Origin of the sequence: Novosphingobium sp. PhB55 (assembly GCF_004368805.1) — a bacterium.
Lineage (GTDB): Bacteria > Pseudomonadota > Alphaproteobacteria > Sphingomonadales > Sphingomonadaceae > Novosphingobium.
Window position 1 is genome coordinate 559,434 of the sequence record NZ_SODQ01000004.1, and the last position, 10,665, is coordinate 570,098.

Genomic DNA, 10,665 nt, shown 5'->3' on the forward strand with positions numbered 1-10,665 from the left:
ATACGAACAGGGATTTCATGAACAGAATCTGCTTGCTCTCCGCGGCTTTGCTCGCGGGGACGTCCGGTATTGCCCACGCACAGGTCGCCGGCGAGGCCGAGACCTCGGACCGCGTCATCGTGGTGACGGCCACGGGGCAATCGTCGGCCACATCGACCACGAAGACCAACACGCCGATCATCGAATCGCCGCAGAGCATTTCCATCGTCAGCCGCGAGGAAATGGACTTGCGCGCCTCTCCGACGATCTCGGACGCATTGGCCTATACGGCGGGTGTGCAGGCGGCGCCCTCGGGGCTCGACAGCCGCGTGGACGAAGTGACGGTGCGTGGTTTCGCGGCGGGCGGGTTCTCGTCAAACAACAACTTCGTGGACGGCATTCGCCTGCCTACCGGCGGACAGTGGACGCGCACCTCGTTCGATTCCTTCGCGATCCAGCAGGTGGAAGTGCTGAAGGGGCCATCGGGCACGCTCTATGGACAGAGCGCGCCGGGCGGCATGGTCAATATCGTCACCAAGCGGCCGACCGACCAGTTCCACGCCGAATTCATGCTTCAGGCGGTGGGCATGACCGACCTTGGCAAATGGAACTATCAGGCCGCCGCCGATGTGAGCGGGCCGGTGACGTCCACGCTCTCGGCCCGGCTCGTCGCGCTGGCGCGCTATGGCGATACGCAGGTCGACGATGTGACGGTCGGCCGCAAGTACATCTCGCCCAGCGTGACCTGGCGCCCGGACGACCGCACGAGCTGGACGCTGCTGGGCCAGTATCAGCGTGACGAAGGCGGCGCGACGTTCCAGTACCTTCCCGCCTCCGGCGCCTTGCGCAAGAGCAACGGCCAGTACGTCAAGCTGGGCGACAATCTGGGCGAGCCGGACTGGAACACCTACGACCGCAACCAGTACCTTGCCGCCTCGTTCTTCGAGCACAAGTTCAGCGATGCGTTGACGGTGCGCAACAACACCCGCTACACCCACCTTGACAGCCTTTACAAAGTGGTGGTGCTGACGGGCGACACGATCACCAGCTGCACCGCTGCGATCCCCGGCTGCATAGCCGGCCAGACCATTTCCCGCCGCGCCGTGCAGGGCAACGGCAAGAGCGACGGCATCTCCACGGATACGCAAGTCGAAGGGCGCTTCAATACGGGCGCGCTGGAACATGTGGTGCTGGGCGGCTTCGATTACTTCCACACCAAGTGGGAGCACTATCGCTACTTCACCGCCACCACGCCGTTGCTCGATATCTTCGACCCGCAGCCGAACGGCGCATCGACGATTGCTGCCAATCTGGCGCCGCAGAGCTTCGTGGAAACGGTCAGCCAGCAGGCGGGCCTCTATCTTCAGGATCAGGTCAAGCTCGGTCGCCTTCGGGTCACGCTCAGCGGCCGTCAGGACTGGTACAAGGATGACCAGTACAACCCGCGCACACAGACCGGTTTCGTGTCGAAGAGCGATGCCTTCACCTGGCGCGCGGGCGGGGTCTACCTGTTCGACAACGGGTTGGTGCCTTACTTCAGCTATGCGGAGAGCTTCCAACCGCAAGTCAGCGATCCGGCGACGAACCTGACGGGCGCGGTGTTCAAGCCCACCACCGGGCAGCAGTTCGAAGGCGGCCTGCGCTATCAGTACGGCAACAGCATCTACCTGACGCTGGGCGCCTACCAGATCACCCAGCAGAACCTGACCACTTCGGCCAGCAGCGAGGAACTGGCGGCCTATCCCGATCATACTTGCGACGATGCAAGCTGCCTCATCCAGACCGGCGAAGTGCGCATTCGCGGCATCGAGTTCGAGGCCAAGGCCACATTGCCCACAGGCACGGCAATCGTCGGCAGCGTGACGCGCAGCGACAGCAAGATCACCGATACCAATACGGCCAGCCAGCTTGGCAAGAAACTGGCGGCAGTGCCGGACTGGATGGCCTCGCTTTTCATCAGCCAGAAGCTGGAGAATGGGCTCAATTTCGGTGGCGGCGCGCGTTACACCGGCAAGAGCTTCGGTGACAACACCAACGCCGCCAACCTGGCGATCCCGGACTACACGCTGTTCGACCTGTTTGTGCGCTATGACCTTGGCAAGCTGGCGCCGGCGCTGGAAGGCGCGTCGATCTCGCTGAATGGCCGCAACATCGCCAACAAGCGCTACGTCGCTACCTGCATCGCCGTTTCGGCCTGTTACTACGGTGAGGGGCGCACGCTGACCGCCAGGTTGCAGTTCCGGTGGTGATGGCAGTTGTCGCGGGTGGGCTGATCGTGCTGTCCGCCGTGGCGCTCTACCTTGCCGCTCCGCATCAGGCTTGGGGGGCATTGCCCCTCTCGCCGCGGGCGATGGGCTGGAGCGGCACGGCCATGCTGGCGCTCGGTCTTGCCCTGCTGCTGAGCTGGGCCGGTATCGCCACCGCCTTTTTCATCGCCTTTACCCTGCTGATGACGACATGGTCGATCGTGCCCATCGCCGTGGCCTGGTGGCGGCGTAGTGGGGAGGATCGCGCATGAGCAAGCCGCTTTCCAGCCGCGACTGGTTCGGCAAGATCAGTGCGGCCTTCATCCTGGGCTTCACGCTGGCGCTCGCGCTGTCGGGTCTGTTCCGTTGGGCGACCGGCTATGGCGATGCCTATTTCTCCAGCAAGGGCCAGCTTGGCATGTGGATCATGGCGCTGACCTGGCCATTGATCCTGAGCTTCGCCTTTCTTTTCCGCTCCGCCTCGCGCGCCTGGCTCTGGCTGGCTTTGGCCAACCTGATGGCCTGGGCACCGCTGGTGGCCCTGGGAGAACTGCAATCATGAAACTGCCGACCGACGTCGTGCGGATGTACAAGGAAGTTCACGGCTGGGTGGGCATTATCGCCGGCCTTGCCCTGTTCGTCGCCTTCTATGCCGGTGCGCTCACCATGTTCGAGGAGCCGCTGCAACGCTGGGCCTCGCAGCCATCGACACTGGCGCCAGCGCCGTCGCTGGAGCGTACGCCCGAACTGCTCGCCAAAGTCAGGGCGCAGTATCCGGAGGCAGCGCGCGGGCATGAGGTCAACCTGGTGATCGATGCCGCGCATCCGGGCCGGGTCAGCTGGCGCGCACCCGGCGGCCGGCGCGGTGAGCATGGCGGCGGCGCCACCTACTTCGCCTCTCTGGCGCCGGACGGTTCGCTTCAGGTGGAGAAGCAGCAGCGCTCGCAAGTGGCGAACTTCATCGACGTGCTGCACCAGCAGGTGGGACTGCCGTTTTCGCATGCGATCGCCATGCCGATCATGGGGGGCATCTCGCTGCTCTACGTGATCGCGATGGTGTCGGGGCTGGCGGTGCTGCTGCCCAGTCTGGTCAAGGACCTGTTCGCGCTGCGCATCGGCAAGAATGCGAAGCGGATGTGGCTGGACGTGCATAACGTGCTCGGCTTCTTCAGCCTGCCGTTCCACATCATCATCGCGCTGACCGCCGTGGTTTTCGCGTTCCATGACGAGTTCTACGGCGCCCAGCGACTGGCCTTTTCGGACGCCGCCAGCCGGTCCCGGCCGATGATGCGCGCGGAAGCGGCGATTGCCGAGGCGCCCACGCTCACCCCGGTTCAGATCGTTCAGCGATTGAAAGAACAGGCGCCGGGTTTCAAGCCGCATCAGATCGTCTACGGTCAGGGCGGCGGCATCCTTCCTGCGCTGCGCGTGCAGGGCAACGATCCCCGCTATGGCCAGCGCGGCCCGACTTACGGCATCGCCGGGCTCAATCCCAGGACTGGCGAGATCGTCGATCGCAGCTTCATGCCGGGCATGCAGGATGGCTGGTCGGCCACGACGACGGGCTTCTTCACGCTCCATTTCGGCAGTTTCGGCGGCTACCCGATCCGTTGGGCCTACTTCCTGCTGGGGCTGACGGGGGCGTTCCTGTTCTACACCGGCAACCTGTTATGGGTGGAATCGCGTCGCAAGCGGGAGCGGAAGGCTGGCGCGGTGGAGCAGACCCGCGCTACACGCATCCTCAGCGCATTGACCGTGGGTGTTCCGCTGGGCTGCGTCGCCGGCATATCCGTCACGCTGGCGGCCGCAAAAGTGCTGGGCCAATCGGCCAGCTACGGCATGCACAGCGCGATCTATTACGCGGTCTTCGTGGTCTTCACCCTTTGGGCACTTATGCGAGGCGCCGCGAAGGCTGGCGCCGAACTGGCCATCGTCGGCGCGCTATCCATGCTGACCATCCCTGCGGCGAGCCTGCTGGGCGGTCACGGCCTCTACGATAGCGGTGCGTTGCTCATGGTGGACTTCATCGCCGGGATTCTCGCGCTGGGCCTGCTGGTCATCGCGCATTCCGCGCAGCGGCGTGCCGGGTCGGGCGCGGCGGACAGCGTCTGGTCGGCCCGGGCACAGTCGGTCTGATGGCAGGGTCATCGGCTCTTTTGCTCAATCGCCGTCCCCGCGTGGAGCGTCAGGTTTTGGCGCTGCTTCGCGGCGGCCGCGGGGCTGTATCGCAGGATCGCAGTGTGGTTCACCACTTTCGGAAACTACGAATCCTCGCAGCACGTGAAGGTTATGCTGTGCTGGCGCCTGAAGTCCAGTTTCTGGGTGCCGGCGAGCGTGTTCTGCTGGCATGGATAGCCATGAGCCAACGGACATTCGCGCCGGGGTGCCGATCGCCAAGCCCGCCCGAGCTCTCCGCGGTGATTTCTCAATGCGGTGCTGCACTTGTCCGGCTGAACCTACGTCTCTATCCGCTCACTTTCTATTCGCATGCCATCAGGGCATAGCGACGTTTCGATAGTCCTGATCGGACTTTTCCATGAGGGGCAGAGGCCAAATTGCCGTCGCCAAGTGACGCCGTTCCGCTTAGGTCGTAGTGGGTATCGCCGGTCCACCGCAACGTGCCGGAATAATTTCGAGGCTGACCTTGTCCGAACGTCTGAACATACTGCTGCAATATCTTCTGCCCAAGCTGGCCTTGACCAGGCTCGCCGGCTGCATCGCCGGCGCAAACGCAGGTCCCGTGACGACCCGCTTGATCCGGTGGTTTGTCAAAAGATACCGTGTGGACATGACCGAAGCCGCAAACGCGGACATCGCCAGCTACAGAAGTTTCAATGACTTTTTCACGCGGGCGCTCCGGCCCGGCGCCCGTCCATCGGCCCTGGCGGATTTCATCTGCCCGGTGGACGGCGCGATCAGCCAGTTCGGGGCCATCGACGACCATCACATCCTGCAGGCCAAAGGACATAGCTTTACCATTACGGAGTTGGTCGGCGGAGATGGCGAGCTGGCGGCCAAGTTCCGTCACGGCGCCTTCGCCAACCTATATCTGTCGCCAAGGGACTACCATCGTCTGCACATGCCCTGTGACGGGATATTGACGCGCATGATCTATGTGCCGGGGACGCTGTTCTCGGTCAATCCTGTCACGGCGAGGGGTATTCCCAACCTGTTTGCGCGCAATGAGCGGGTGGTATGCGTCTTTGAATCGCCGGAACACGGATCGTTCGTAATGGTGCTGGTGGGGGCGACCATTGTTGGCAGTATCGCAACGACATGGCACGGCGTGGTCAATCCGAAACGCACCAAAAAGCCATCCGAATGGACCTATCCTGACCAGCGCATCTGCCTGAAACAAGGTGACGAGATGGGCCGTTTCCTGCTCGGCTCCACCATCGTCATGCTCTTCGGTCAAGGTAGCCTTGTCTTCAACGAAGCGTGGAGCCCGGCACGGCCCGTGCGGCTCGGCGAGGTGATGGGTAACCGCGAGGCTTGAGGCATCGATCAGTGGCCTCAAGCCGAAATCGTGGCTTTCCTTCGGCTTGCAGCCAGCTATCGGCGGCGCAAGTCGGGCGGACCCGAATTCCTGGCGGGGCCGGTAACATCAGAGGAAAGACGTGATCCGGCAAACGTGCGGCTATAGGCCCGCCCGAGGCTGGCAACGCTGCTGTACCCGAGCTGGAACGCGGCCTGTTGCAAGGTAAGTCCTTGTGCCAGCATTCCGTCGACATGATGCATACGTAACTGTAAATGCCACTTGCCGGGCGACAATCCGGTTTCCTCGCGAAAGGCACGAGTAAAGCTTCTGCGGCTCATTCCCGCGTCTGCCGCCCAGGCATCGAGATCCAACTGACAAGCGGGATCCATGTAGAGGCAGTCGCTGACGGTCCGCAGGCGAGGGGATTTTGGCATGACCGGCGCGGTAGCGCCAATGTCTTCCGCCTGCCCGATTTCATCGAGAATGAGTTGCATCACAAGGGCGTGTCGTTCGCTCCGGGCCGAAGGCTTTTCGTCCAACAGGCATTCCACCAGTGCGTGAAGCAAAGGCGAAACGGTGATGACGCGCACCGTTTCCGGTTGCGACGCGGCGAACGGGTCCACGTAGAACGCGTTATAGGCCGCCGGGCCGCGACAAGTCACTTCGTGAACCACATCGGCGGGAATCCACACGCCTCTACCGGGTGGCAGGAAAATGCTTCGACCCGGCGTCTGAACGACCGAAAACCCCTCTATCCGATAGGAAAACTGACCGCGATCGTGCGTGTGTGGGGGATCATAGTAACCGTCAGACTGGCGCCCCCGAAACGCGACGATCGCGCTGCCGTATTGCAGGCTGGCGCTATCAATCTCCACTGCGGGCAGTTGATCGGTTCTGGATGTCGCTCGGTTCATGGCAGTCAGCAGGCTTCAGTAAGGCGGCAATAGCCAATCGGGCCAAAGAAATGCCGATCGGGCCAAACCGCCATTCGCATTATTGCGAATGGCTCGCAAGATAAATAAAGGCGCGTCACCCCGCCGGTGCGAAGTGGCGCGCGGGCGACAGCACGATTTTCAAACAGGAGGAACGATGTTCACAACGATGAGGCGCGTCATCGCGCCGGGGGCGGCGTGGATTGCTCTTGCAGCAGCCGGCATGACTGCACCCAGCGCCTACGCGCAGGCGGGCAAGGATTCCGGCGACCAGACCAATCGATCCGCGGACAGCCGTATCGACGAGATCCTGGTCACCGGACAGAGCGATGGCTACCAGACGGGGGAGACCAACACGGCCACGAAGCTGCCGCTGTCGCTCCGCGAAACGCCGCAATCGGTCACGGTGATCACGCGGCAGCGCATCGAGGACTTCAACCTCATCACGGTGCAGGACGTGCTGGAACAGACGCCCGGCGTTACCGTCCAGTCCTATGACAGCAACCGCACACGCTTCCAGGCGCGCGGCTTCACCATCACGAATTTCCAGCTCGACGGCGTTCCGTCGAACTTCAACGTCGGCGCCAGCGGCAACAGCGTCATGCCCGATACTTCGATCTTCGAGCGCATCGAGGTCGTGCGCGGTGCCGCCGGGCTCGTTACCGGAACGGGCGATCCCTCCGCCACGATCAACCTCGTGCGCAAGCGGCCGACCAATGACCTCAAGGCGAATGTCAGCCTCAACTACGGTTCATGGGATTATGTGCGCGCCGAGGCCGACGTGGGTGGTCCGGTGATCGCCAGTGGCAGGATCCGCGCTCGCGCGGTTGCCGCCTATACGAGCCGCGACAGCTACGTCGATTTCCAGCACGATACGTCACCCAGCCTCTACGGTGTCGTCGAGGCCGACATAACCGAAACGACCCGTCTGCGCGCCGGCGTCGATTATCTCAAGACCGACAGCGAGGGTGGTTCATGGAGCGGCGTGCCGCTATTCTACAGCGATGGCACACGCACCGACCTGCCGCGTTCCTACAGCGCCGCCGCGCGCTGGAACCGCTGGGAGCGTGAGAACACCAACGCCTTTGGCGTGCTCGAACAGGAGATTGGCCGCTGGGTCGCCCGCGCCGCGTACAATCACCGCTGGACCGATACCGAAAGCCTGCTGTTCGCCGGTTCCAACAGCACGTTTTTCCCGGATCGCGAAACCGGCCTCGGCCTCAATGTCGTCAACACCTACGGCATTTCGCATACGCGCGAGGATTCCTTCGACGGCTATGCCACCGGCCCACTGCACCTGCTCGGGCGCGACCATGAACTGGTGTTCGGCGTCAATCATTACGATCGCGAACTGGAAACGGTCGCGACCACGCTGACGCCCGCCTACGGGCTTTCGACCTTCAAGTTCGGCACCACCACTTACACGGCGTTTCCCAGCATCTTTGCATGGGACGGCGACGTTCCGCGCCCTGTCACTGCGGATCGCGGTTTCGCATCGAGCACCGACCGGACGCGGCAGACCAGCATCTACGGCGCCGTGCGCCTCAACCCCTTCGATGGGCTGAAGGTCATTCTCGGTGGCCGCTATACCGATGTGGACACCACTACGCGCACCTATAACACGACAACCGATCCAGGCGCGCTGACCCGCACGGCAAAAAGCGGAGACAACAAATTCTCGCCCTATGCAGGGGTGGTCTGGGACCTGACCTCGGAGATCTCCGCCTTCGCAAGCTACGCGCAAGTCTTCACGGTCCAGACCCAGCGCGATGTCAACAACGACCAACTCGCGCCGCTGACCGGCACCAACTACGAATTCGGCTTCAAGGGCGAATTCTTCGACAAGAAGCTTTATGCCGCGCTCAGCGGATTTCACATGGAGCAGGACAATGTCGCCGAAATCCTGACCGGCGCTGCGCCGCTACCTGATGGCGGTACGCCGTACAGGGCTGTCAGCGGGGTCAAGACCTGGGGTGCGGAACTGGAGATTGCCGGTACGATCGTGCGCAATTGGCGGGTCGCTGGCGGCTATACTTACGTGCACAGCGAAAACGCGGACGGCAGCCGCTTCTCTCCCGACACGCCGCAACATCTGGTAAAGCTGAACACCACCTACAAGATCGGTGCACTAACCCTGGGTGGTGGTGGGGCCTGGCAGAGCCGGATCTACCGCGCAATGCCGATCCCGACCGGTGCATTCCAGGCAAACGGACTCCCGGTGACCGCTACGGGCAATGTGTCGCAGAGCAGCTATTTCTTGCTCGACCTGCTACTGCGCTATGATCTCTCACCCAATGTCAGCGTGGGCGTGAACGCGACCAACGTGCTCGACAAGTCCTACTACCGCAATGTGGGCTTCTTCAACTCGGGTTGGTATGGCCAGCCGCGCCGGATCCTTGCGAACTTGCGCTGGCATTTTTAGGCCTCCACCTGCTCATCAGCCATTGTTGATGAGCAGGTGCCGCCTCCAAGAGGAAGCCACAGTTTGCCGGGAATTTGCCCAATGGCCATTTCGAAGTCGCATTCGGACGATAGGCTTACTCGCAAAAGTCGACGAGCCAGGGGCAGCTATCATCGGACCGCGACGCGGTGGTCCATGTCCGCGGAAGCCCTTGGCGGGGCAGGGCGGTATTGGCAGTTTGCGACCAGGCCCGGTCGTTCTTCGCTCGCCGGACGAGCGGCGGGATTCACCGCTAGCGGTCATTCGGCTGCCGATGATCCTCAGCGTCACTCAATGTCCGGTCCCAGGCGAGTGATCTTCGCTCCGGAAAGGCTGACATGGGTGGCAAGCAGACATTTAGGTTTCAGCATCTGGATCCGACAAATTAATCTTAAGTTATGTGTTGGATCACATGGTTGGGCGATGCCACGAGGCGGCGCGGTAGCGATGAAAGCAAACTAAGATGTCGTGCGAAATGGCGGTCAACCGAAATAGGCGCGTGTGCGAAGCCTATGGGTCATACACATTGAAGACTTTGAGCATTACTTTCGGACTCATTGCTTTAGGGTGGGCAAATAGCCCTGCCCGTGCGCAGTTTCATGGGATGGGATGGAGCCATTCGCCGCTTCAAGCCGTGCAAGCCGCAAGAGGTGATCGAAACGCCTTGCTGGAGCTCGGCAAAAGGTATGAGACTGGCGAAGGTCTCGCAAAGGACGTAAAAGAGGCAAAGCGTCTATATAGAGCGGCGGCAAGCCGTAACAGCATCAAGAGACCGGTCTATTTTCCGGGAGTCCCAGGTTACGCTTCTGCGAGGGTCAGCGTGGACCGTGGCCGCACGCAGCCGCGCCTGATCGAAGCAGAAACCCGCCTTGCCGCACCGGAAAATGAAGTAAGAATGCCTGACGTAGTGCGCCCAAAATCATTTCGCGATTGTCCGGAATGCGTATCAATCAGCTTGGTTAGGTCCGGCGATCCAAGCATGAAGTCGTTTTATATGGCAACATATGAGACAAGCTGGCGAGAGTACTTGGTCGCCGTCAAGGAAGCAGGTTGTGCTCTCCCTACGAATTTCCAGCGTTCGCCAATCGCTAGCGTCGATTTACTGGGCGACAATTACGCTGTCTCGGGGATAACTTACAACGATGCGCTGTGCTTTGTTGGATGGCTTTCGGGAAAAAGCTTGCGCCCTTATCGGTTACCGACACCAGATGAATGGCGCCTAGCTGCAAAGACAGCCACTATCTCTTCGCCGTATGAAGATCCTACTCGAACCGACTTGGGTGATGATCCAAGGCGGGGAGTAAGGAGTATGGGCGCGCGCATCGTCGAACACGGCCAGCCTTCGTTTGACGGCATATTTGGGTTGCGAGACGGCGTTGGAGAAATGACCAGTTTGGAAACCCAAGGACCGCCTAGCCTTTGCCGTGCATATAAAAAGGACCGATGCAGTCAGATCTATTTCATTGGCCACTCTAGGTGCTGTTGACAAAGTTGCCATCCATGGTGACGTTACGTGAGTGAAATTTCGCAATGTCATTGAACCCTTTACGGAAGGACGGACCTTTAGGTGCCCCTGCTGCCGTTTCGCTA

The 10,665-nt window shown here is 61.5% G+C and carries 7 protein-coding genes; 6 read left to right on the forward strand and 1 reads right to left on the reverse strand.

The genetic code is table 11. From position 1 onward, the window contains the following. Window positions 1-17: 17 nt before the first annotated feature. From EDF57_RS12605 to asd, 5 genes are all read left to right on the forward strand, one after another. Window positions 18-2,228: a TonB-dependent siderophore receptor gene (locus EDF57_RS12605; protein ID WP_134094523.1), complete on the forward strand. Its 2,211-nt coding sequence runs from the start codon at window positions 18-20 to the stop codon at window positions 2,226-2,228. Continuing rightward, window positions 2,228-2,497 (forward strand): hypothetical protein, encoded by a 270-nt coding sequence (locus tag EDF57_RS12610; protein ID WP_134094524.1) that lies wholly within the window; start codon window positions 2,228-2,230, stop codon window positions 2,495-2,497. The genes EDF57_RS12605 and EDF57_RS12610 overlap by 1 nt, the downstream gene beginning before the upstream one ends. Continuing rightward, window positions 2,494-2,787: a hypothetical protein gene (locus EDF57_RS12615; RefSeq protein ID WP_134094525.1), complete on the forward strand. Its 294-nt coding sequence runs from the start codon at window positions 2,494-2,496 to the stop codon at window positions 2,785-2,787. The genes EDF57_RS12610 and EDF57_RS12615 overlap by 4 nt, the downstream gene beginning before the upstream one ends. Next, on the forward strand, window positions 2,784-4,361 hold the full coding sequence (locus tag EDF57_RS12620) for a PepSY-associated TM helix domain-containing protein (RefSeq protein ID WP_134094526.1): 1,578 nt from the start codon (window positions 2,784-2,786) through the stop codon (window positions 4,359-4,361). The genes EDF57_RS12615 and EDF57_RS12620 overlap by 4 nt, the downstream gene beginning before the upstream one ends. A gap of 508 nt (window positions 4,362-4,869) precedes the next feature. After that, window positions 4,870-5,721 carry an archaetidylserine decarboxylase gene (gene asd, locus EDF57_RS12625; RefSeq protein WP_134094577.1) on the forward strand — a complete coding sequence of 284 codons (852 nt, stop codon included), beginning with the start codon at window positions 4,870-4,872 and terminating at the stop codon, window positions 5,719-5,721. A gap of 56 nt (window positions 5,722-5,777) precedes the next feature. Here asd and EDF57_RS12630 read toward each other — a convergent pair whose 3' ends face one another. Beyond that, the gene (locus EDF57_RS12630; protein WP_134094527.1) at window positions 5,778-6,617 is read right to left on the reverse strand and encodes a helix-turn-helix transcriptional regulator; all 840 of its coding nucleotides are present in this window, start codon (window positions 6,615-6,617) and stop codon (window positions 5,778-5,780) included. Window positions 6,618-6,858: 241 nt separating this feature from the next. On the opposite strand from EDF57_RS12630, the gene EDF57_RS12635 reads away from it, so the two are divergent. Next, window positions 6,859-9,057 carry a TonB-dependent siderophore receptor gene (locus tag EDF57_RS12635; RefSeq protein ID WP_208324862.1) on the forward strand — a complete coding sequence of 733 codons (2,199 nt, stop codon included), beginning with the start codon at window positions 6,859-6,861 and terminating at the stop codon, window positions 9,055-9,057. The last annotated feature ends 1,608 nt before the right edge of the window (window positions 9,058-10,665 follow it).